Raw genomic sequence first — 21,685 nt, 5'->3', positions numbered from 1 at the left:
AAACTAATCAACCTTTAAAACAGACATAAACGCTTCTTGTGGTATATCAACAGATCCCACCTGTTTCATCCTCTTTTTACCTTCTTTTTGTTTTTCTAATAATTTTTTCTTTCTTGTTATATCTCCACCGTAACATTTAGCTAAAACATCTTTTCTAACAGCTCTAACAGTTTCACGTGCAATTATTTTAGCACCTATCGCAGCTTGAATAGGTATTTCAAACAACTGTCTTGGTATAACATTTTTCAATTTTTCTGCTATCATTTTACCTCTTTGATAAGCTTTTTCCTGTGGAACTATCATTGATAAAGCATCTATAGGTTCTCCGTTTAACAATATATCTAATTTAACTAGCTTTGTTTGCTGATACCCATCTAACTCATAATCAAATGAAGCATAACCTTTAGTTTTAGATTTTAAAGTATCAAAAAAATCATATATTATTTCATTTAGAGGAATTATATATTTTAAAATCACTCTACTAGTATCTAAATACTGCATATCTAAAAATGTTGAACGTTTTCCTTGACACAATTCCATTACTCCTCCAACAAAATCTGAAGGTGTTATTATTGTAGCCTTAACAATAGGCTCTTCAGTAAATTGTATCTCTGTAGCTTTAGGCATATTGTATGGATTTGTAACCTCAATAACTTCTCCAGAAGTTTTCTGAATTTTATATATAACAGATGGAGCAGTAATTATAATATCTAAATTAAATTCTCTCTCCAATCTTTCTTGAATTATTTCCATATGTAGTAAACCTAAAAAACCACATCTAAATCCAAAACCAAGTGCAAGAGAAGTTTCAGGTTCAAATATTAAAGAAGCATCATTCAACTGAAGTTTTTCAAGAGCTTCCTTGAGTTCTTCATATTTATCTCCAACTATAGGATAAATTCCACTAAATACAGTCGGAACAACAGACTTATAACCTTCTAAAGGTTCTTGCGCTGGATTTTCAACAGAAGTTATAGTATCACCAACTCTTGCATCTTTAACATTTTTTATTGCTGCAGTAACATATCCCACTTCTCCCGCCTGCAACATATCAACCTGTTTATAATTAGGTGTAAAAATACCAACTTCTGTAACTTCATATTCCTTATTAGATGCCATAAACTTTATCTTCATTTGAGGCTTTATATATCCTTCTTTAACTCTTATATAACAAATTACCCCTTTATAAGAGTCATACATTGAATCAAAAACCAATGCTTTTAATGAATCATTAGTATCTCCATCAGGCTGTGGAATTTTTCTAACTATTACTTCAAAAACATCTTGAATATTAAGTCCTGTTTTCGCTGATATTGCTGGTGCATCTTCAGCTTCAATTCCTATTACTTCCTCAATCTCCAACCTAACTTCTTCTGTTCTTTGATTTGGTAAATCAACTTTATTTAAAACAGGTACCACTTCTAACCCTGCGTCAGATGCCAAATAACAATTAGCCAAAGTTTGTGCTTGAACACCTTGACTAGCATCAACCACCAGTAACGCTCCTTCACATGCTGCTAAACTTCTAGATACTTCATAATTAAAATCCACATGTCCTGGTGTATCTATTAAATTCAATATGTACTCTTTACCGTCAACTGGACTATTATATATAAGTCTTACAGCTTGAGACTTAATAGTTATTCCTCTCTCTTTTTCTAATTCCATATTATCAAGAACTTGCTCTTCCATTTCTCTTTTAGTTAAAGTACCTGTAATTTCAATCAATCTATCTGCTAACGTAGACTTTCCATGATCTATATGAGCTATTATACAAAAATTTCTTATATAACTCTGTTTTTCATTATCCATATAAAAAACCACCTACAATTCGATAAATATACATTTGTTCATTATAACACTATACAATTCTAAAAATTAATACCATTTTAAATTTTTTTAATTATTTTTCCAAGGTAATTTTAAACTAAAAGTTTTTTCCTCATTAAACATATTTAAAACAACATCAAATCCGTAATCTTCCTTATAAATTCTAATAAAAGCATTATCCTTAATATCAGAAAAAGTATCTATGCTATCATCGTCTTCATAAAATTCAATTTTTTGAGTTGATACACTACTTCCTATTCCTGTAGAAGAATAAACAATATTCATCTTAACAAATCCAATAACAAAAACAAAAATAAACAATAATATTCCTGACGTATATTTAAATTTCTTCCCCTTAAAAAACATAAATGACACCATCCAAATATTTATATATTTAGATAATGTCATTTCAAATATATTTTTATACCATTTTTTGTCAATATAATTAATCTTGTACAAAATATTCACCTATAACTGTAGCTAATAATTTTGCAGAATTTATAGCTTCTTCAACATTATTAAGCTGAGCACCTATCTCAATCAACGCAAGTTTTGAAGATTTGGTTTGATTAAATGCATTACTACCTCTTTCATAATAGAAAACACTTCTTGTAAATCCTGGATACAAATCATTTGCCAAACTAGTTAAATCAATAGCTAATTCCTCATTTTCCAAATAATTAGGATTATTTTTAGCAACAACAAGCATTATTTTAGCAACATCTTTACCATCTATATTTGTTGTAACAAGTTTTTTATTATCCAAAGAATCTCTATGCAGATCCAATATTAAATCAAAATCTTCTATTTCAGATAAATATTTATCAAGAGTTTCTCCAGATCTTTTATAACTTTCTATATATGTAGTATTGTGTATAGTTTTATCATGTATAACTTCCACATTGTAATTTTTCTCTAATTCTTTCTTTAAAACATCACCGATTCCAACTATATTATACTGCTCATAAAACGAATCATTATTAGCAGGTTTAAAGGCCTCTGTTGTATGAGTATGATATATAAGAATTCTAATTTTTCTATCGCTATAACTTCTAGATACAGAAGTATTATTTTTACTGTCATTTATAACATCATCTAATTCATTATACATATTTGAAGACAATTTACTTTCATCAACATATGTAGATTTCATTATGTTAATTTCTTTTTCAATTATAGAAATTGGATTTAATATATTTATTCCCAAAATATTTTTAACATCTCTAAAAAATGTATCCTTAGAATTTTCAAAATAATTATCATCAAATGATGGTATGTAATTTTGTTTAAGTATCGAAATATAAGCATAATTTGAGTTTCCAGAAATATTAAAATAAACAATATACGTCTTTAATATTATCCATAAAATAATAATAGCAATTATTGAAACAATTCCAACAACTTTAAAATCGCCAAAAGTTATTTTATTTTTTTTCATGAGTTGCATTTAATTTAACCCCCTCATAAAAATTATATGAGGAGGTTCTCTTTTTATTATTATNNTGAGCAAGCAAGTGCCTGAAATTGCAGAAAGCATCAAGAACTTACTATCACAAAATCTACACCTGGCTTCTTAGTTTGTATTATTTTTTTTATTTTTTAATTTATAAATTTATTTAAACTATCCATATCAAGATTCGGATGAAGTGCAATATTTATACCCATAGCAATCATTTTTGACATTGATTCTATAACTGCATCAACATCTTTTGGGGTTACTATCATTTCTCCCATGCACAAAGATAAATTTTTTCTTATAATTTCCATTTTATTATTATTCAAAAAATTTTTTTCTATATATTCTTCATCAACATCTTTCAAAATATTTCTTAATATCGAATCAATACTATCACTAACTATCGTTAACGCATCAACAACTGTAGGTATACCAATACCTATAACTGGAACTCCTAAAGTTTCTTCATTAAGAGGAGTTCTTTGATTATTAACTCCAGCTCCAGGATTTATTCCTGTACTTCCAACTTGAATTGTAGTATTAAGTCTTGAAACTTTTCTAGCGGCTAGCGAATCTACACAAATAACATAATCAGGATTTACTCTATCAACTAACGATTTTACAATTTCACTTGTTTCAATTCCAGTTATACCTAAAACTCCTGGAGATAAAGCACATACAGATGAAACATCACTTCCTATAGATTCAGGCATATATTCCTTTAAATGTCTCGTTACAAATAATTTTGAAATAACCTTAGGTCCAAGGGAGTCAGGAGTTACATTCCAATTTCCAAGTCCTATAACAAGAGCTGTTTTATCCGAATCCATACTTATAAATTCTTTTAATACATCTCCAAACATTAAACTTATCTTGTCCATCATATTAGCGTCATAATAAGTTAATTTTGGTAACTCAAGTGTAGAATAATATCCAACTTTTTTTCCTAATAGCTTTTCCCCTCGTTTATTTTTGACTTTTATCTTAGAAATTTTTACATTAAATTTTTCAATTTGTTTAAAATCTATATCAGGATTTCCCTCAAAAATCTTATTTAAATCATTTTCTTGCTTATTATCTTTATCCTCAACTTTATAACTCATAACTTGTCTCCTTAGATTTTAGTCATTTTTAAAAATTCACCGTATTATTTTGTGTAAATTTTTTTAAATTATTTAATAATAACTTGAATTTATTATTAAACAATGATATAGTGGAGGTATTATTTGTGTTCGAATCTAAAGGATGGTGAAAAAATTTTATGGCAAATATAAAATCAGCTAAAAAAAGAATCAAAGTTACTCAAACTAAAACTTTGAGAAATCAGATGATAAAATCTGCTTTGAAAACTATGATTAAGAAATTTGAAGTTTCTCTAGAAAATAATGATGTGAATTCAGCTAGTGATGAATTTTGCAGAATTACTAAAGCTCTAGATATGGCTGCATCTAAAGGAATTTTACATAAAAACAAAGCTGCTAGAAAAAAATCTAGATTAGCATTAAAATTAAATAAAGCTCAAGCTTAAAAAATCTAATACCATTAGTTAAAATGGTATTAGATTTTTTTAATTTTTTAAACATATGGTAACTATGTAATTTTCAATTTCATAAACAATATCACTATTACTAGATTTTTTAACTTTATGTTCTATATTTAAAAATCCATCAATTATATTAATCAATTCATTTAAAGAATATTTGTTTGACAACCTTACAAAATTTTTTAAAACATATTGATTAATTTTTGTCTTTTTTGCTATTTCACTGCTATCAAATCCTGAAACAAGCATTGTTTTCACGTCTAAAAATTTTAAAAACTGACTAGTCAACATTGAAAATATATAATTTAATTCTTTACCATTACTAATAAGTTCTTTTAACACTTTTAAAGATATTTTTAAGTTTTTATCTAAAACATTATTTATAAATATAAATACATTATGTTCAAAACTTTTAGAGACAACCTCTTCTATATCTTCTTTAGTAACTTCTTTATCATTTATAAATGACTTTAACTTCAAAATCTCATTTTCTATATGAAAAAAATCATTTACAACCCTGTCACAAAAAAATCTAACTAAATTTGGTTTTATCGATACATCGTATTTTTTGAAAATTGATAATACTTCTTTATAAAATTCTTCTCCTTTAAGCTCTTGAATTTTACAAACTTCCCCAAACTTGGAAAAACTACTCAATAAATCTTTATTCTTTTCCTGCTCTTGAAAAACGTAATAAATAATAACAACACAATATGTAGGTAAATTTTCAAAATATTGCTTTAATTTACTAACAACTTCTTTATTTTCATTTTCTCCTTTTAAAAACGTAGCATTTTCTAAAACAACAACTTTTTTATCTTGCATCATTGGGATTGTATTACAAACTTCAAAAAAATCTTCAACATTAAAATTATTATCAAATTTCATTGTTATATAGTTAAACTCTCTAATATCTTTATTAATTATTTTTGATTCTACCTTTTTTAAAAAATTAAATACTAATCCATAATCATAACTATATATAAAATAACAATTCTTTATATTTTCTAATTCTTGCATAAGCGAACTATAATTTAACATAAAACTCCTAAAAAATAACATAATACTTATTTGGATAAATATCTGAATAATATCTTGCTGTATGTTCTTCATTTAAAACATCAATTTGTCTCCTATTAATTTCTACATAAATTTTATCATCATTAAAATTAATATTAATTCTTTTATTAGAAAACATTATCTCTTTTTCATCTACATCTTGAAAAACCTTATCTACTCCTAATTTCTCTTCTAAGGTTTGTGTATCCTTTATTTTTTTATCAACATACATATAACTTCTAAATTTATTTCTAAGTATCACATAATTTTTATCAAAATATTTTCCAAACTCAACTTTCAAATCAAAAACATTCAAAAATATAAAACATAAACCAAACAACAAAATTGGAATATTTTTAATTTTATTATAAGATACTTTTTTACTCAAAAAATAAATTACATACAAACAAAGTATGAAAATAATAATATAATCATTTAAATAAATTCCCTTAGGCGTTATGATTTTAATAAATAATATTCCTCCGTCAATTACAGCGAAAATAAAATTTATTAAATATAAAATTATTTCATTAACTATTGGAACCATTCCAAAAAATACAAACAAAATCCCAAAAATCATCAAAACACTATAAAAAGGAACTAAAAGCATATTCGATAATAAAAATCCAAATTCTAATTTTCTCTCAATCAAAATACTAATTGGAAAAATAAATATTTGAGCACTCAATATTAATGATACAGAATCTGCAAGTAACTTAGGCATTTTGTAAAAATAATCATTTATTTTACGATTAAACATCAAAATTCCTAAAGTTGCAGAAAATGAATATACAAATCCCATATTAAAAATTTCATATGGTCTTAGTAAAAGTATAATAACCCCTGCCACACACAAAGCATTAATCCCATCATAAGTTCTGTATAATTTAGGTGCAGTTTGTTTTAAAAACATCATAGTAAAAGCTCTTATACCAGAGACTTTAACTCCTGTAAACATCAAATATAAAAAACTTATAAATAAAGAAGGAGCAACACTCAAAATTTTTGAAATAAACATAAAAATAAGATTCATATGGAATCCAGAAACACTCAATATATGTACTAATCCTAAAGATTTCAAATCATTTTTATATTCTTTATCCAAACCACTTGTGTCTCCAAATGTCAATCCAGATAAAATATTTCCTTTTTCATCTCCAAATTTCATAACAAAAAAATCTTTAATAACATTCTTCATATTTATAAATTTGTATATAAAATCTGTTTTAAATTCATTTATTTTATAATTTTTAATTTCTCCTACAATACCAACATCATAATAACTTAATTTTTTGATTTCTCCATCTAAATTCAAAATCATACCTATTTTTATGTCATCTAAATTTTCAAAATCTTTAATTATATATTTCCTAGAAATAATATCTCTCGATTTCAAAATCACATCTTTTGAATTTTTATTAACCACTCTAAATTGTTTCAACGATACATAATCATTTTGAATAGAGTAATAGCTGATTATATTAATAAAACTTATAAAACTTAAAATAATCAAAATTAGTCTTACAATATTACTAAATTTATTTTTTAATATCAATAAAGATATAAATATTAAAATTACAATAAAAATAATTTTTTTCTGCTGAATCAAAAAAATTCCCAATAAAATCGACAATATAACATTTAAAAAATAATAAACAAATAATCTCATATCAAAAATACCTTTATATATAATCTTTTGAATTTTTCCATATTTTGTATATTTTATTCGGGTTTAAAATTTCAAAAAAATAAAAATCCCAGAGAAAACTCTGAGAGATTTTTATAATACTATTTCAAAGATTTAGTTTTAGATGTAAATATAAATGAAAAAATAAAAGATATAAAAATTGCAAAAGTAATACCGGCAGAAACTCCCATTAAACCACCTGTTATAATACCTAAAAACCCTAATTCATTTACCTTTTCGATAACAGATTTTCCCAAACTATATCCAAAACCTAAAATTGGTATGCAAGCTCCACCTGTTGCATTCTTAACTAAAAAATCATAACCAGGAAACAAAGCTAAAATATTACCAAACGAAACCATAAAAACCAAAATATATGCAGGAAGTATTTTAAATTTATCCATAAAAATTTGACTAATCGCACATATAATTCCACCAAGTAAAAAACTCCAAACGTAATTCATAAACTACCTCCTAGTATTAAATTCAATAGCAACAGCATGAGCAATTCCCGGAATACTTTCACCTTGAAAAGTTGTCGTAGGACTCATTAACGCACCAGTAGAAATTATTAAAATTTTACTTATTTTTCCTTCAATCAATTGTTTGTAAAAATATCCTGTGAAAACTGATGCTGAGCATCCACACCCACTTCCTCCTGAAAAAGTATCTTGCCTTCCGTTATCATATATACTCTCACCACAATCAACATAAATTTTTGAAATATCACAACCTAAACTTTTAAGCATAGTTTCTGTTATTTGTCTTCCAAATTTACCAAGATCACCTGTAGCAATGCAATCATAATAATTTGGATCTCTTCCTGTATCTTTAAAATGAGTATATATTGTATCTACTGCTGATGGAGCCATAGCTGCTCCCATATTATTTACATCTTTTATTCCATAATCTTTAACTTTTCCCGTGGTTATATAGGTAACTTCTGGATAAAATCCATCTTTCCCAAGCAAAACAGATCCAGCTCCAGTTACAGTCCATTGACATGTTGTTGCTCTTTGACTTCCATATTCTAGAGGAAATCTAAATTGTCTTTCTGCAGAACTAAAATGAGAAGATGCTCCTGTGACAACATAATTTGCAAATCCTCCATCAATAAACATTGCACCTAAACTAAGAGATAATGAAAAAGTTGAGCAAGCTCCATACAATCCTATAAAAGGAGTTTTTATATCTCTAGCAGCAAAATTTGATGACGTTATTTGATTTTGCAAATCACCACATAACAAATAATCAATTTGTTCCTCACTTAAGTTTGCTTTTTTTATACTCTCCGTTATAGATGTATATAAGATACTTGATTCTGCTTTTTCATAAGTATCTTTTCCATTTTTATCATCTTTAAGTTTTATATCGAAATAATCTCCAAGAGGTCCTTCTGCTTCTTTAGGTCCAACAACACTTGTTGCAGCAATTAGTTTAGGTCTATTTTTAAGTTCAACAGTTTGAGTTCCAACTCTTTTATTACAACTCATGACTTCAACCACCTAACCTATAATTTTATTGTATATAAAATATACAATCCCAACTAAAACAGATGAAGATATTCCAAACACTATAACCGAACCTGCAATAGTGAACATTTTTACACATGTTCCAAATATTACTCCTTCTTTTTTAAATTCTATAGCAGGTGAACTCATTGCATTTGCAAATCCAGTTATAGGAACTATACTTCCAGCCCCTGCAATGTTTGCAATTCTATCATAAACACCTATTCCAGTTAGAAACGCTCCAATAAATATCATTGTAATTGCACCTAAAGAACGAACTTGCATTTCTTCAAATCCGAAACTCTCATACAATTTAAATAAAAACTCTCCTAAAACACAAAAAATCCCTCCAACTATAAAAGCCATAATAACTCTCTTAATATAATTTGGTTTCGGTTCTAATTCCGTTGTGTAGGTTTGAAAAAAATTTTTAAGTTGCGTTTCGTCAAAATTCAAAATATTCACCCCAACCTAAAAGTTAAAATTTCATTTAGAATTATTATGACTATATTTAAGTATTTTATACTTTTCTTTATTTAATTAATTCAATTAATAACCGATTAATAAAATAAGTATTTTTTTAATAAAAGTTTATAAAATTTAATTTTTATTGAATTATATTTAAATTTATAGTATTATGTATATAATTAGTTAATTTTCTAATTGTGAGGTGTTCTATGTCAATGGACCTATATTTAACAAACGATAAAAATCCAAATTATGCAAACAAAGAATATACACTAGACGATATAAATTATCTAAACAAACGCCTTTCATATTTGGAAAAAATTATACAATCCAAATATTCAGATATTTTATATTTGGCATCAGAGATTTGCAATTTAAAAAACGTAAATTTGAAATATGATTTGATTGACATACTTATTAAACATGGTTCTAATCTTTCAAAATATAAATCAGAATTAGCAGACGTTAAAGACATAATAAATGCTTTTAATAATAATTTTCAAAAATCTCAAGAACATCAACAATTTATTGAAAAAGATCAAAATATCAATAATGACATCGAAAATACGCAACCTCATAATTTTGAACATAATAACGAAGATTTTGAAAATCATAATTCTAACATTCAAGAGACAAATCAAAAAATTGATACAAATGAATTTACAGATAATGAAATTAAAAATGTTGACATTAACTTGGAGAAAAACAAAAAATCTTCATTAACTAAAAATGTAAATCTCAAAAATCTTAAAGTTGTTGATAATGCAAGTTCGGAACAAAAAAATAAAGCTGAATTAGCTAGAGAAAAAATCCTAACAAATTTAGATAAATTAATCACATATAAGGAAAATACTTTTAATGATTTAATTGAAATGGTTGATTTCCATATTGACTCAAATTCACAAAAGATTGATTTAAGTAAATTTATTGAAAGTCTTGAAAGTCAAATAGTTGAACTTAATGAGTACAAAAATAATATTTTGAAAAATTACTCTTTAAGTAAATCAATAGAACTTGGTTCAAATGGTAAAATAACTTTTTCAAGAATTTTTATTGAAAAAGAACGTTTAATAGATAAAAATAAAGAAGAATATATTAGAGTTTTAACTGAAATGCATGAACTTTACTCTGAATTTGTTGACAACTATCTAAGAAACATAAATTCTATGAAGCCACATTTAAACCCTGAAAAAATAAATTTAATGCAAAATAATTGTGGTAAAGTCATTTATGATCTTAAGTTAATTAAAAATTTGTGTTCTTCATTAGATAAAATAAAAAGTGTATAGGAAAATAATCCTATACACTTTTATTTATTACATGTATCTTTCTGTTAAATTGTACAATCTTTTCAATTACTTCTTCAGCAGAATTCTTTACTATATATGTTTTTCCATTTAGAAGTATAATTGCCGTTTCTGGTATAAGTTCTATTCTTTCTATTTCATTACAGTTAAGATAGAAAATTGTATCATTAACTCTAGTAAGCTCAATCATAAAATAACCTCCTACACAAATATTCTATCATAACAAATAAGAATTATTTTAACTCTTATTTAAAAATTATTTACATATTTTTCTCCATCAACTCTTATGACTTTGTCTAATGTAACTGTTTGAACTTCATCACTTCCATCTACTCTAACTCTAAGTTTTATCATATAATTTTCAACAACTACACTTTCAACAATTCCATTCATTGTTTCATAAACTGGAGTCGTTGTTTCTCCATCACTTGTTTCATTATCTACTTGATCTTCATTACCCTCAGATTCCTCAGATGAAACTATAAATTCAATATTCTTATCAATCATACTAGATCCAACTAACATTGCCATATTGTTATTTATATAATCCAACCTATTATCTTGTACATCTATAACATTTGCAATATCATTATTTTCAAATTCTCCTATAACAAGTTCTCCTTTTTCATCAAAATACTCAACACCAACTAATATTTTAGATCCACTTTGTGAAACTGATCTAACAATACCTGTTATTATATTTCCATTTTTATCATAAGCATTGAGCATAACACCTTTTCCAATGAGAGATTGAGAAGCAAATTGGCTCATTGTATTATTTAAATTTGACATTTGTTCCATTGCCGCAAACTGTGCAAACTGAGAAACATATTCTGTACCATCTTGTGGTTGAGTAGGATCTTGATTGGCCATTTGTGCAGCTAAAATTCTTAAGAAAGCATTTTTATCCATATCTTCACCAGGCTGAATAATCTTAGTTCCTCTATCTGTAGTTTGTCCACCATAAACATTTCCCGATCTTGAATTTGAAGAACTTCTCGTATCAATTTCTTGTTCATCATCATTTTCAAGATTTTCCAATTGCTTTAACAAATTTTCAAACTCTTTATTTTCAGACATAGTATTACTAGAAGTTCCCATTTTAGTTTTAGTATTTGAATTCCAAGAAGTTTGAATTTTTTTACTTATATCCATTGGAACCTCCCAAAATATTAAATTTTTAAACTAAAATTCCTGATCTTAAATTTTTCTCATCTTTTATAATCTCTTCATCCTCTATTTTTATACTATTTTTGCTTTTTTGATTATCTTGTCCCTCATTTTGTCTTGAGTTATGATTATCTGAATTAAATTCAAATTGCTGAAGATCAACATGAATATTATCTAGATTAATTTGATGATTTTCTCTAATCATATGTTTTATGTCAACAATCGTATTATCTATAAGTTTTAATGCCTCGGCATTTTCAACTCTTATCATAAGTCTAACAGCATCTTTCACAACCTCATATTTTATATCCATTTTTCCCAAATGTTCTGGATTAATTCTAACAATCATTTCAGATTTATTATTTGTAGACATATATTTTATACTCTCAATAAATTCTTTAACAAACTTAGTTGTATCTGTAGCATCAATTGTTTTTTCAATAACTTCTTTTGGCAAATCACTATTTCTAAGAGTATCAACAAAATAACTTTCAATATTTTTATCTAATTCTACCTCACCTGAAATTTCTTTTAAAATATTTTCAATATTAGTCGTATCATTTTTTATATCACTGTTGGAATTTAATTTTTTAAATTCATCTACTGTATTTAAATTTTCAACTTCATTCAAAACATTAATTTTTTCATTTTCAACATTTTCATTAGAAACTTTTTCAGATATTGCTCTATTTATTTTAATAGATATTTCATTTTTTATATTACTTAATAATTCTTTATCAGTTAAAAAATTTTCAGAATCTAAAAATTTCAAAATATTTTCATCAAGATTTTCTTCATCAAATTGAGAAATCTCATTTTTAATAATCATTTTAAATCCTTCACTATTATCTAAAATATTTTGTACAACTTCCCCTTTAGAAATATTTTTTAGATCAATTTTATTTTGGTCAACTCCCAAATTATATAAAATTTTAGATAAAGCATTTTCATCAATGTTATTTTCAGAAAATAAATTTAAACTCCCTTCTTCTGAAAAATTTATCTCCAAATTATCGTTAAAATTAAAAACATTTTCATTATTATCAATTTTTTCATTACAAACTAAATTTAATAAGTATACTATACTCTCCAAAGTTTCCAAATTTTCATCACTAATACTATCTTCATTTATTTTAAATTCATTTTCATTATTTATTTTAGATACATTTTTATTTAAATCTTTGTTTTTATTAACAGAATTCAAAGAATCATTTAATGATTCTTCAAAACTACTTGATTTTTTTTCACTATCATTATTTTTCGTTTGTTTAACTGAATCTTGTTTTGAAATTGAAGCATTTAAATTATTTAAATTTACATTCATATTATCTCCCCTCCTCAAATTCTTTGTAATACATATTAAGTGATAATTCATCTAAAAAATCTTGTTCTTCTTTATCTTGCTCTCTTAAAAATTCTTCGTATTCTTTATCTCTTAATTTTTCTAATACCATTCTATCTTTCTTTTTATTCTTATAATCTTCAAATCTGAATTCATATTCTTTACTCATTTTTTCTCTTTCTTTTTTATTAAGCATGATAGAATTTTCTAAATAGTAATTATAATTTGTTTTTATAATATCTTCTATTTTTGTACTACATGTAGCAAATGCATTTTTTTTATAAAGTTCGTTTAATGTTTGTATATTGTCATCAATCACTTTAATCTTTGAACTTATATCTGTAAATTTTTGCGATGCTTCTTTTTCAAGTCTTAATCTCATATTCAACAACTTATTAAGAGAATATTTAAATTTTTTCATACACACCTAACCTCCTTAAATCAAATTATTAAATATACCTTTTAGAATAGTTAAATTTTGCTCATAACTTGTATTTTCAGAAGTAGACTGTTTTAAATACTCATTTATTTGAGAAATATATTGTATAGCCCTATCAATTTCTGGATTACTACCATGAACATAAGCTCCTATATTTATCAAATCTTCAGCTTCTTTATATACAGCAAGCAAATTTCTAACATTTCCCGCAAGTTCTTTATGTTCATCTGAAACTATTTTTGACATAAGCCTGCTAACACTTTTTAATACATCAATTGCTGGATAATGATTTTTTTGTGCCAATGCTCTAGATAAAACAATGTGTCCATCTAAAATTCCTCTAACTGTATCAGCAATCGGATCATTCATATCATCTCCATCAACAAGAACTGTATAAAAAGCAGTTATCGATCCCTTATCTGAAGGACCTGTTCTCTCTAAAAGTTTTGGAAGAAGAGCAAAGACAGAAGGAGTATATCCTTTTGTTGCTGGTGGTTCTCCAATTGCAAGACCGACTTCCCTTTGAGCCATTGCAAATCTTGTAACTGAATCCATCATTAAAATTACATTTTTTCCTTTGTCTCTAAAGTACTCTGCTATAGCTGTTGTAACTAGCGAAGCCTTCAATCTTATGAGGGCTGGTTCATCAGATGTAGCACATACAATAATAGATTTTTTTAATCCTTCTTGACCTAAATCGTGGTAAATAAACTCCTGAAGCTCTCTTCCTCTTTCACCAATAAGACCAATAACGTTAACATCTGCAGAAGCATTTCTAGCAAGCATTCCCATTAATGTACTTTTTCCAACTCCAGATCCTGCAAATACTCCAACTCTTTGACCAACTCCACAAGTCAAAGTTCCATCAATAGCTCTAACTCCTGTTTGAATTATCTCAGAAATAGGTTTTCTATTTATTGCAACAGGAGGTTTATTTTCTATAGGAAATTCATCATAATTTTTAAGCTCATCTCCGATTTGAATTCTACCCAATCCATTTAATACACAACCTATAAGTTCTTCAGAAATATTAACCGTTAACAATTTTTTTGTAGCAACAACTTTACTACCTGTAGAAATTCCACGCACATCTCCAAAAGACATAAGTATACTTCGTTCTTGGTTTATTCCTACAACTTCACACTCAATTTCTTCACCATAATCATTATGTATATAACAAATCTCTCCTACAAATGGAATTATTCCTTCAGCTTCTATTGTCAATCCTACAAGTCTTTTAACTCTACCTTCTGCATAAATAGGTTCAATTTTTTCAAGAGAATTTTTCATTTTTTTAAAATCTATATACATAAACTTTAGCCTTCCTCATTGAAAATTATTTTTTTTAAAACATCTAAATTATCTTCAACACTGTATTTTATAATTCCACCATTTCTTTCTATCAAAAAATCTCCTCGAGTAATCTCTTTATTTATAACAACATGAAAATCTCCCAATATTCCTGATTTATCTTTCCATTTTTGTACTTCTTCATGTAAAGATTTGTAATCAAATTCACTACACTTTATAATTACCGGAAGCTTATCTTTTATATTTTTTATACAATCGTAAATTATATCATTTAAAACTTTTTCATCATTTAACTGTCTCTTTATAATTTTAGAAACCATACTAAATATCATTTCTTTTATTTCACTTTCTTTTGATGTAATATAATCTTTTGCTTCCTTTTGAGCATTTTCATAAAACATCATCGCACTACTAATTAATTCATTTTTCTCTGTTTCTATTTCAAGAAGTGCTTTATTCTTTCCCTCTTCAAATCCTTCTTTATATCCTTGAACCTTACTAGCAACTCTTTGACGAACAATTTCAACTTGTGCATTTTCTAAAGATTCATTTAAAATTTTAACAGATTCCTTTTTAGCTCTAGTTATTAGCATTTCACCAATTTTTTTAAATTTTAAAATCTCTTCACGCTTTACCTTAAACTTTTTTGTTCTAATTTTTCTAATTAATTCATCTTTGGTTTTTATTTCCCGTGAAATGTTATTTTGACTACTATAAGCATCATAAATATTAGGACTTATAATTGTTTTAGATGTATTTTCTCTATTATTATTTTTTATAATGTTTTTATTGCTATTGTATAATTCCATCATCTCCTCCTCTTACAATAATTATCTCACCTTGTTCATCTAATTTTCTTATATTTGCAACTATGTGTTGTTGAGCTTTTTCAACATCAGATAATTTTACTGGTCCCATATATTCAATTTCTTCACGAACATTATCTGCAGCACCCTTTGATAAATTGCTAAAAATAAGTTCTTTAACTGAATCGCTACTTCCCTTAAGTGCTAAAGCTAAATCTTTTTGATCTATATTTCTAAGAACTTTTTGAATGTCAGCAGAAGTCAATGTAACAATATCTTCGAAGACAAACATAGATGCACGTAACTTTTCCGCAAGTTCCTTATCTTGATTTTCAAGTCCACTGGTTATATTTCTTTCAGTATTTCTATCTACTCTGTTTAACATATCTACTAAAGATTCAATTCCACCAATAACTGTTGCCTCTGGTTTAACAAAGTTAGATAATTTATATTCCAAAACTCTTTCTACTTCTTTAACTGCATATGGTGATGTATTTCTTATAGTGGCAACCCTATAAGCAACATCATTTTGAATATGCTCTGGTAACCAACTTAAAATTTGTGCTGCCTTTTCTGGTTGAAGATAACACAATACTAATGCAATAGTTTGAGGATGCTCATCAATTATTATGTTTAATAATTGAGTTGGGTCTGCTTTTCTCGCAATAGTAAAAGGTCTATATATATCAGTAGCTTCCTTAATTTTATCTAAAATTTCAATAGCCTTATCACTGCCCAAAGCTTTACTCAAAATATTTTTTGCATACTCAAATCCACCCTCAAGCAAAAACTCTTTAGCCTTATTCATTTCTATAAATTCATGTAAAATTTCTTTTCTTTCTTCAACTGTTACAGAACTAATAGTAGCTATTTCAAATGAAATCTTGTTTATCTCATCTTCATTCAAAAATTTCATTATCTCTGATGCAACTTCAGAACCCAATGTTATCAATAAAATTGCTGTTTTTTGAACACCCGAAATTTTCTTTTTCAATAAGCATACCCTCCTATGTAAAATTAGTTTGTGTAAATTTTTATATTTTTAAGCATACTTTTAAACAATAAAAAACTTCTAACACTCATACGTTAAACATTGGTGATAGAAGTTTTTAATTATTATTTTCCAATTTCTAAGGCCTTCATAAACATTTGCTTATTAGCATTAAAATTATCCGCATTAGATTCATAAGCTCTAGTTGCCATAATCATATCAGCCATTTCATTTAAAATGTTAACATTACTAGTCTCCACAAATCCTTCTCCATTTGCATTAGGATGATTAGGATCATAAACCATTTTTGATGGAGTATTATCTTCAATAATTTTTGAAACTTTAACACCCTTAAACTTACTCATACCTTTTTCATTTCTATCTAAATACTGTTCAAAAACTGCTATCTTTCTTTTGTAAGCTTCTGTATTTTCTGTTTTTATAGAATTATAATTGGCAATATTTGAAGATATTAAATCCATTCTCATTCTTTCAGCAGCCAGACCACTTGCACTAATTCTCATAGCACGAAAAGCATTATTTAACACAAAAACACCTCATTTAAATCTGTTTTATCTTCCATTATTTACAACTGTTGAAAGAAGCTGAAACTTACTATTTATAACTGACACTAATGCGTTATACATTAAAGTATTAGCTGCTTGATTAGCTTTTTCAATATCTATATCAACGTTATTTCCATCACTTCTCATGCTCGTTCCTCTATCTTGAACAATTTCATAAAATTCACTTCCCAAAGAAATATGTTTTTCATTAGTAGTTTTAAAAGGAGCACGCTTTACCTCATAATTTAAAAAATCTTCGAATTTAACATCATAACGCTTAAAATTTTTAGTATTTATATTAGATAAATTATTCGAAATAATATCCTTTCTAACAGCAGAAACATCAAGTGCTGTTTTCAACAAATTGTACACTATTCCACCACCCTGAGTTAAAATTATTTATATAATTTCCCCAATATATTAATCATATCATTAGGAAAATAAATCGTCTTACTCATATTTTTTATATTTGCTTCTGTAAGTATAAGAGTTTTTGAAAACTCAACCATCTCAAGGGCAATATCTGCATCTTCAACTTTACTTTTTGAACCAACTAGAACATCTTCTAAAGATTGAGATTGATTAATTTTATCTTCAAGTGTATTGTTAATCGCTCCTAATTTAGTCCTTGCATCAATAACTTGACTTGCAGCATTGTCTAATTTTTCCAATACTGATGAAATATCTTCATTATTTATATCCAATCCACCTATTCCCAAAGATTCTGTTGACAAATTATATTTCGGAACTTCTGTAAATTCTCCCGCATTTCCAGTTGATAATACATCAACAACTCCATGTTGTGCATTATCTTTTACATTTTCATCACCTAATATGTTCAAACCATTGAAAGAAAAATTCTTAACTTCATAATCTATTCCTTCAAGTAAACTATTAACTTCATTCTGTATTATAGCTTTTTCATCATCTTGCATAGATCCATTTCCGAGACTAACAGTTAGCTCTCTAACCCTTGTTATTCTTTCATTAATAGATCCCATAACGCTATCTGCTGATTGAATCATACTAACAGTATCTTGAATATTTTTCCTAGAAGCTTGATGACCTCTTATTTCTTTTTCGAAATTTCCTAATCTCGAAATACGATTAGGGTTGTCCTTCGAAGAATTAATCTTTTTGCCACTTGAGATATTATTTATGCTACTAGAATGTTCAGAAATATTTTTTTTATACGCTCTTAAAGTTTTTAATGCATTTGAGTTAAACGTTAATTTCATATAAAAATTCCCTACTTCCATCTAAACGTTCTTAATCTTTTGTTGCCATTTATACAAAATATATTTAATTTCATATTTTAAAATTTCACTACAAAGTTCATAATTTTCTGAATGAAATGCCTCTCCAAAACTTTCAAGTGCAAATTTTAAATCAATTTCATTAGAAAATATTTTTTCATTTAAAAATTTATTATTCTGTATGAATTTAACAAGCTCTTCAAGTTGACTTCCAAATTCTCCTATATGAGTTTTTGTAACTTCAACATTTTCATTTTTAACTGTAACTTCATAAACTTTATCTAAAAAATTCGATAACTGCAATATATACTTATCACATTCATTGATGTATTTTATATCCAAACCTATCATAATAAATTTTCTCCTATTAATATGTTCAATTTTCTTAATAATTATTTCGTTTATATTCGAAAAAAAATAATACTTATGAATATTAAAAAAATAATTATATAAATTTAGATTTTTAATATGTTAAATTCAATTACGTTGTATTAAAATATATTAGAGTAATTTTTTATAAGGAGTTTTTATGGACAACACTTTTTTAAAAGATTTTTTAATGATTAGTTCTTTTAATACTCTAAAGTGGTTAGTAGTATTAATACTTCTTTTTTTGTTTATGGTTTTTCTTAAAAAGAAGCATATAAATTTTTCAAATAGAATGCTAATTGGAACGGGTATAGGTATTCTTTTAGGATTTGCAATACAATTTGTAGCAAAATTTCCTGAAAACCCTACAGAAATAACTTGGATAAATGAATCCACAAAATGGTTTTCATTATTTGGAAATGGTTTTATTGATTTAATCAGAATGATAATAATTCCACTAATTGTTATTTCAATAATTCACATAATAATAAACATGAAACAAGACACAAAAATAAAACAACTTACCATTTATACTTTAGTAATCTTATTTTCAACAGTAGCCGTTGCAACTTTAATTGGAATAGTAGTAGCATTTTTATTTAAACTTGGTTTAAATTCAAATATAATTGGTGGAACTTCTCAAATTAAAGAAATTAAATCTTTAGTTGATGTTTTAAGAAATTTAATTCCAAAAAATCCTGTAGAAGCAATGTCAAGTTCAAATGTTATAGCCGTTGTTATATTTTCAATCTTTGTTGGTACAGCTGCTAAAAAAATGAGTAAGCCTTTTGGAAAAACAATAGAACATTTTTCAAAAATTATTGAAGCACTACACAAAATTATAATAAGTATAACAATGACAATAATAAATTTAATGCCATATGCAGTAATTCCCCTTTTAGCTAACACAATAGCTCAAAGAGGAATCAAATCAATTTTAGATGTAATATTATTTATACTTGCTCTATATTTCGCTACATTTATAATGTTCCTTGTTCATTTAGGATTACTGAGTGTGTTTGGATTTAATCCAATAACATACCTAAAAAAAGCATTTCCTGTACTTATACTAGCATTTACATCAAGATCAAGTCTAGGATGTATACCTGTAACTCTTGAAACTCTCGATTCACTTGGAGCAAATTCATCAACTTCAACATTTGTTGCAAGTTTTGGAGCTACCACAGGAATGAATGGATGTGCTGGAATATTTCCTGGAATGTTAATTATAATGGTAGCAAATATTACTGGAAATCCTATTAATTTAAGTTTCTTGGTAATGTCACTACTTGTTATAACAATAAGTTCAGTTGGTATAGCTGGAGTTCCTGGTACTGCAACAACAAGTGCTTCAATAAATCTTTCTGCAGTTGGATTTGGACAATATTTTGATCTTACAAGTCCTATATTAGCTATAGATCCTATATTGGACATGGCAAGAACAATGATAAATGTTAATGGAGTTCTTACTACATCATTAATTGTAGATAAAAAATTAAATCAAATTAATATGGAAAAATTCAAAGATCCAAACTTTAAAATAGATAATTCATTCATGTAAAAAAAGACAGGATTAAATCCTGCCTTTTTATTTTTTTATTCAACATCTTTTATAACTTTAGCTGGAACACCTGCTACTACTTTGTTAGAAGGAACATTCTTGGTAACAACAGAACCTGCTGCCACAATAGCACCATCTCCAATTGTTACACCAGATAAAATTGTTGCTCTAGATCCAATCCAAACATTTTTTCCTATTACAATCGGACTAGGATGAAGGATACTTCTTTTATTTGGTGAAAAATCATGATTCAAAGTTGCCAATATAACATTATGTCCAATTAAAGTATTATCTCCAATAGTAATACCACCTTGATCTTGAAAACAACAACAAGAATTTATAAAAACATTTTTACCTACATTTATATTTTTACCAAAATCTGTATAAAATGGTGGAAACATTGTAAAAGTATCATCCACAGGCTGTCCAATTAATTGAGAAAATAATTTTCTAATTTCATCTGAGTTATGATATTTACCATTCAATTCAGCCATAATCTGTCGTGATTCATCATTAATATTCATCATTAAATCATACATTTCATCTTCTTCAATGAGAAGATTACGTTTAACATGCTCTAAAAATTTATCCAAATTCATTAAATTTCTCCTTCTAAAAATTTTTATAAATAAAAAATCACCTCCAACCAAGAAAGTGATTAAACAAAGAACTATTAATTCAATTTATTTTCATGTAACTTTTTATATAGATCTATAAATTCTGTAGCGATAATTTTAAATCCTTCCGCACTCATCAACTGATCTTCAGCATGCATTAAGATTAAACTAAATTCAGTTTTTTCTCCACTAGCTTCTTTACTAACTAATTCTGAATGAACATTGTGACCAGCATTAAAAGCATCTATTCCATTTTTCATAGACTTATCTGCATTTTCAAAATCATATTTTTTAGCATAACCTATTGCCTCAATATAATAGGATCTAGCACTACCAACATTCGATATTATTTCAAAACTTTTCAACTCTAAATCTTTCATTATAAAATAACCTCCA

General features: G+C 26.4%; 25 protein-coding genes. 3 read left to right on the top strand and 22 right to left on the bottom strand.

What is annotated here, in order from left to right; translation table 11 throughout:
- Positions 1–3: 3 nt before the first annotated feature.
- The 4 genes from lepA to gpr all read right to left on the bottom strand — a co-directional run bounded on the left by lepA (position 4) and on the right by gpr (position 4,389).
- A complete protein-coding gene (gene lepA / locus A6P36_RS07015; RefSeq protein WP_066762557.1) occupies positions 4–1,812 on the bottom strand; it encodes a translation elongation factor 4 in 1,809 nt (602 codons plus the stop codon).
- 87 nt (positions 1,813–1,899) lie between these two features.
- Entirely contained in the window at positions 1,900–2,196 is a 297-nt protein-coding gene (locus A6P36_RS07010) for a hypothetical protein (RefSeq protein WP_066762584.1), read from the bottom strand.
- A gap of 79 nt (positions 2,197–2,275) precedes the next feature.
- Complete coding sequence (locus tag A6P36_RS07005) at positions 2,276–3,277, bottom strand: stage II sporulation protein P (protein ID WP_066762554.1); 1,002 nt, start codon at positions 3,275–3,277, stop codon at positions 2,276–2,278.
- Positions 3,278–3,429: 152 nt separating this feature from the next.
- A complete protein-coding gene (gpr, locus tag A6P36_RS07000; protein ID WP_066762548.1) occupies positions 3,430–4,389 on the bottom strand; it encodes a GPR endopeptidase in 960 nt (319 codons plus the stop codon).
- Positions 4,390–4,547: 158 nt separating this feature from the next.
- Here gpr and rpsT point away from each other — a divergent pair, with 158 nt between their 5' ends.
- On the top strand, positions 4,548–4,814 hold the full coding sequence (rpsT, locus tag A6P36_RS06995; protein WP_066762546.1) for a 30S ribosomal protein S20: 267 nt from the start codon (positions 4,548–4,550) through the stop codon (positions 4,812–4,814).
- A 39-nt stretch (positions 4,815–4,853) separates the two neighbouring features.
- On the opposite strand, the gene holA is transcribed toward rpsT, so the two are convergent.
- The 5 genes from holA to spoVAC all read right to left on the bottom strand — a co-directional run bounded on the left by holA (position 4,854) and on the right by spoVAC (position 9,542).
- Positions 4,854–5,870: a DNA polymerase III subunit delta gene (gene holA / locus A6P36_RS06990; RefSeq protein WP_066762581.1), complete on the bottom strand. Its 1,017-nt coding sequence runs from the start codon at positions 5,868–5,870 to the stop codon at positions 4,854–4,856.
- 7 nt (positions 5,871–5,877) lie between these two features.
- Positions 5,878–7,557, bottom strand: coding sequence for a ComEC/Rec2 family competence protein (locus A6P36_RS06985; RefSeq protein WP_066762545.1), 1,680 nt, complete (start codon positions 7,555–7,557; stop codon positions 5,878–5,880).
- 119 nt (positions 7,558–7,676) lie between these two features.
- Positions 7,677–8,039, bottom strand: a complete 363-nt coding sequence (locus A6P36_RS06980; protein ID WP_066762543.1) for a SpoVA/SpoVAEb family sporulation membrane protein — start codon at positions 8,037–8,039, stop codon at positions 7,677–7,679.
- Positions 8,040–8,042: 3 nt separating this feature from the next.
- The gene (gene spoVAD / locus A6P36_RS06975; RefSeq protein ID WP_066762540.1) at positions 8,043–9,068 is read right to left on the bottom strand and encodes a stage V sporulation protein AD; all 1,026 of its coding nucleotides are present in this window, start codon (positions 9,066–9,068) and stop codon (positions 8,043–8,045) included.
- A gap of 12 nt (positions 9,069–9,080) precedes the next feature.
- Positions 9,081–9,542 (bottom strand): stage V sporulation protein AC, encoded by a 462-nt coding sequence (spoVAC, locus tag A6P36_RS06970; RefSeq protein WP_066762538.1) that lies wholly within the window; start codon positions 9,540–9,542, stop codon positions 9,081–9,083.
- 227 nt (positions 9,543–9,769) lie between these two features.
- Between spoVAC and A6P36_RS06965 the strand changes: the two genes are divergently transcribed.
- Positions 9,770–10,843: a hypothetical protein gene (locus tag A6P36_RS06965; RefSeq protein ID WP_242861683.1), complete on the top strand. Its 1,074-nt coding sequence runs from the start codon at positions 9,770–9,772 to the stop codon at positions 10,841–10,843.
- 10 nt (positions 10,844–10,853) lie between these two features.
- On the opposite strand, the gene A6P36_RS06960 is transcribed toward A6P36_RS06965, so the two are convergent.
- From A6P36_RS06960 to A6P36_RS06910, 11 genes are all read right to left on the bottom strand, one after another.
- On the bottom strand, positions 10,854–11,051 hold the full coding sequence (locus tag A6P36_RS06960) for a flagellar FlbD family protein (RefSeq protein ID WP_066762533.1): 198 nt from the start codon (positions 11,049–11,051) through the stop codon (positions 10,854–10,856).
- Between the two features lie 59 nt (positions 11,052–11,110).
- Entirely contained in the window at positions 11,111–12,016 is a 906-nt protein-coding gene (locus A6P36_RS06955; protein WP_066762531.1) for a flagellar hook assembly protein FlgD, read from the bottom strand.
- A gap of 25 nt (positions 12,017–12,041) precedes the next feature.
- Entirely contained in the window at positions 12,042–13,355 is a 1,314-nt protein-coding gene (locus tag A6P36_RS06950) for a flagellar hook-length control protein FliK (RefSeq protein ID WP_066762529.1), read from the bottom strand.
- 1 nt (position 13,356) lies between these two features.
- Entirely contained in the window at positions 13,357–13,794 is a 438-nt protein-coding gene (locus A6P36_RS06945) for a flagellar export protein FliJ (protein ID WP_066762527.1), read from the bottom strand.
- Between the two features lie 15 nt (positions 13,795–13,809).
- Positions 13,810–15,123 (bottom strand): flagellar protein export ATPase FliI, encoded by a 1,314-nt coding sequence (gene fliI / locus A6P36_RS06940; RefSeq protein ID WP_066762524.1) that lies wholly within the window; start codon positions 15,121–15,123, stop codon positions 13,810–13,812.
- Between the two features lie 5 nt (positions 15,124–15,128).
- On the bottom strand, positions 15,129–15,932 hold the full coding sequence (locus A6P36_RS06935; protein WP_066762521.1) for a FliH/SctL family protein: 804 nt from the start codon (positions 15,930–15,932) through the stop codon (positions 15,129–15,131).
- Positions 15,916–16,923, bottom strand: a complete 1,008-nt coding sequence (gene fliG / locus A6P36_RS06930; protein ID WP_066762513.1) for a flagellar motor switch protein FliG — start codon at positions 16,921–16,923, stop codon at positions 15,916–15,918. The genes A6P36_RS06935 and fliG overlap by 17 nt, the downstream gene beginning before the upstream one ends.
- A 122-nt stretch (positions 16,924–17,045) precedes the next feature.
- Positions 17,046–17,468, bottom strand: a complete 423-nt coding sequence (flgC, locus tag A6P36_RS06925) for a flagellar basal body rod protein FlgC (protein WP_066762509.1) — start codon at positions 17,466–17,468, stop codon at positions 17,046–17,048.
- A gap of 24 nt (positions 17,469–17,492) precedes the next feature.
- Positions 17,493–17,858: a flagellar basal body rod protein FlgB gene (flgB, locus tag A6P36_RS06920; protein ID WP_066762506.1), complete on the bottom strand. Its 366-nt coding sequence runs from the start codon at positions 17,856–17,858 to the stop codon at positions 17,493–17,495.
- A gap of 23 nt (positions 17,859–17,881) precedes the next feature.
- Positions 17,882–18,724 (bottom strand): flagellin, encoded by an 843-nt coding sequence (locus tag A6P36_RS06915; RefSeq protein WP_066762579.1) that lies wholly within the window; start codon positions 18,722–18,724, stop codon positions 17,882–17,884.
- Between the two features lie 21 nt (positions 18,725–18,745).
- A complete protein-coding gene (locus A6P36_RS06910) occupies positions 18,746–19,093 on the bottom strand; it encodes a hypothetical protein (protein WP_066762503.1) in 348 nt (115 codons plus the stop codon).
- Between the two features lie 178 nt (positions 19,094–19,271).
- Here A6P36_RS06910 and A6P36_RS06905 point away from each other — a divergent pair, with 178 nt between their 5' ends.
- A complete protein-coding gene (locus A6P36_RS06905) occupies positions 19,272–20,672 on the top strand; it encodes a cation:dicarboxylate symporter family transporter (protein ID WP_066762500.1) in 1,401 nt (466 codons plus the stop codon).
- A 35-nt stretch (positions 20,673–20,707) separates the two neighbouring features.
- On the opposite strand, the gene A6P36_RS06900 is transcribed toward A6P36_RS06905, so the two are convergent.
- Positions 20,708–21,271: a DapH/DapD/GlmU-related protein gene (locus A6P36_RS06900; RefSeq protein ID WP_066762498.1), complete on the bottom strand. Its 564-nt coding sequence runs from the start codon at positions 21,269–21,271 to the stop codon at positions 20,708–20,710.
- Positions 21,272–21,345: 74 nt separating this feature from the next.
- A complete protein-coding gene (locus tag A6P36_RS06895) occupies positions 21,346–21,669 on the bottom strand; it encodes a PTS lactose/cellobiose transporter subunit IIA (protein WP_066762493.1) in 324 nt (107 codons plus the stop codon).
- Between the last annotated feature and the right edge of the window lie 16 nt (positions 21,670–21,685).

The organism is Candidatus Arthromitus sp. SFB-turkey (assembly GCF_001655775.1).
GTDB lineage: Bacteria > Bacillota > Clostridia > Clostridiales > Clostridiaceae > Dwaynesavagella > Dwaynesavagella gallinarum.
The sequence above is the reverse complement of the archived record's forward strand: the minus strand, read 5'-3'. Positions and strand labels throughout refer to the sequence as shown.

What these genes read in the sequence shown, in the direction of transcription:
- lepA (WP_066762557.1), bottom strand. Translation starts at nt 1,812, where the DNA reads ATGGATAATGAAAAACAGAGTTATATAAGAAATTTTTGTATAATAGCT.
- A6P36_RS07010 (WP_066762584.1), bottom strand. Translation starts at nt 2,196, where the DNA reads ATGTTTTTTAAGGGGAAGAAATTTAAATATACGTCAGGAATATTATTG.
- A6P36_RS07005 (WP_066762554.1), bottom strand. Translation starts at nt 3,277, where the DNA reads ATGCAACTCATGAAAAAAAATAAAATAACTTTTGGCGATTTTAAAGTT.
- gpr (WP_066762548.1), bottom strand. Translation starts at nt 4,389, where the DNA reads ATGAGTTATAAAGTTGAGGATAAAGATAATAAGCAAGAAAATGATTTA.
- rpsT (WP_066762546.1), top strand. Translation starts at nt 4,548, where the DNA reads ATGGCAAATATAAAATCAGCTAAAAAAAGAATCAAAGTTACTCAAACT.
- holA (WP_066762581.1), bottom strand. Translation starts at nt 5,870, where the DNA reads ATGTTAAATTATAGTTCGCTTATGCAAGAATTAGAAAATATAAAGAAT.
- A6P36_RS06985 (WP_066762545.1), bottom strand. Translation starts at nt 7,557, where the DNA reads ATGAGATTATTTGTTTATTATTTTTTAAATGTTATATTGTCGATTTTA.
- A6P36_RS06980 (WP_066762543.1), bottom strand. Translation starts at nt 8,039, where the DNA reads ATGAATTACGTTTGGAGTTTTTTACTTGGTGGAATTATATGTGCGATT.
- spoVAD (WP_066762540.1), bottom strand. Translation starts at nt 9,068, where the DNA reads ATGAGTTGTAATAAAAGAGTTGGAACTCAAACTGTTGAACTTAAAAAT.
- A6P36_RS06965 (WP_242861683.1), top strand. Translation starts at nt 9,770, where the DNA reads ATGGACCTATATTTAACAAACGATAAAAATCCAAATTATGCAAACAAA.
- A6P36_RS06960 (WP_066762533.1), bottom strand. Translation starts at nt 11,051, where the DNA reads ATGATTGAGCTTACTAGAGTTAATGATACAATTTTCTATCTTAACTGT.
- A6P36_RS06955 (WP_066762531.1), bottom strand. Translation starts at nt 12,016, where the DNA reads ATGGATATAAGTAAAAAAATTCAAACTTCTTGGAATTCAAATACTAAA.
- A6P36_RS06950 (WP_066762529.1), bottom strand. Translation starts at nt 13,355, where the DNA reads ATGAATGTAAATTTAAATAATTTAAATGCTTCAATTTCAAAACAAGAT.
- A6P36_RS06945 (WP_066762527.1), bottom strand. Translation starts at nt 13,794, where the DNA reads ATGAAAAAATTTAAATATTCTCTTAATAAGTTGTTGAATATGAGATTA.
- fliI (WP_066762524.1), bottom strand. Translation starts at nt 15,123, where the DNA reads ATGTATATAGATTTTAAAAAAATGAAAAATTCTCTTGAAAAAATTGAA.
- A6P36_RS06935 (WP_066762521.1), bottom strand. Translation starts at nt 15,932, where the DNA reads ATGGAATTATACAATAGCAATAAAAACATTATAAAAAATAATAATAGA.
- A6P36_RS06915 (WP_066762579.1), bottom strand. Translation starts at nt 18,724, where the DNA reads ATGAAATTAACGTTTAACTCAAATGCATTAAAAACTTTAAGAGCGTAT.
- A6P36_RS06910 (WP_066762503.1), bottom strand. Translation starts at nt 19,093, where the DNA reads ATGATAGGTTTGGATATAAAATACATCAATGAATGTGATAAGTATATA.
- A6P36_RS06905 (WP_066762500.1), top strand. Translation starts at nt 19,272, where the DNA reads ATGGACAACACTTTTTTAAAAGATTTTTTAATGATTAGTTCTTTTAAT.
- A6P36_RS06900 (WP_066762498.1), bottom strand. Translation starts at nt 21,271, where the DNA reads ATGAATTTGGATAAATTTTTAGAGCATGTTAAACGTAATCTTCTCATT.
- A6P36_RS06895 (WP_066762493.1), bottom strand. Translation starts at nt 21,669, where the DNA reads ATGAAAGATTTAGAGTTGAAAAGTTTTGAAATAATATCGAATGTTGGT.